This window comes from Kaistella solincola (assembly GCF_000812875.1).
GTDB lineage: Bacteria > Bacteroidota > Bacteroidia > Flavobacteriales > Weeksellaceae > Kaistella > Kaistella solincola.
Map to the genome: position 1 here is coordinate 1 of NZ_JSYK01000010.1, position 692 is coordinate 692.

Annotated in this window: 1 pseudogene; it reads right to left on the reverse strand. The window is 36.6% G+C overall.

Features of this window, described 5'->3' with window-relative positions:
- Positions 1–452: 452 nt before the first annotated feature.
- Positions 453–692, reverse strand: a pseudogene (locus OA84_RS11520) (IS110 family transposase); the annotation flags it as partial.

Consider the following 692-nt stretch of genomic DNA (forward strand, 5'->3'; position numbering starts at 1 on the left):
TGATCCCCATTTCCCAACGATGTGTTTCGTGTTGGGAATTTGAAGATGATAAGTCCAGGCGCCTTTGCCAGGCTGATGTTTTAATTCAAGCTTCTCGTCTTTAACTAAGTATTCCATGGTGTTACGGTCTGTTTTTTAGCCTTTCCGCTAATACGCAAATTTATGCATATGATCGGAAGCTGCAATAATTTCAAGAGTAAAATTAAAACTTTACCCAAAACCCACAAACGCTAAAGATTATCTATTACATTTTGATAAGCGCACAACCACTTTTTTTTCAGTAATTTAGAACCCCTCTCTCCGCAAAATGTCCTCACCCTAAGGAATGAATAAAAACACACCGCTCTGCCACAGCAAATAACATAATTGCAATTATAGTCAATTTGCCTAAGCAAAACGTTGCCCTCCACTCCGCGGGCCTGTGCTGAGCATTCTAAGATAAAAACAAATAATTAAGCATAAATTTTCACATAATTTTGATCTCTTTTTGAGACTGCGAAAATCCTTAAAACAATTTTACTCGCTACTGCATTAATTACAGACAATTTATGCTTTCCTTCCTCTATTTTTCTGAGATAGTAATTTTTTAGTTGAGGGTCGTGCTGTATGGCAGAACAAGCAGCTTTAAAAAGAATGCTTTTTAGTGATTTATCACATAGAGGACTTGTTTTCGTTTTACCTCTTATGCTGCT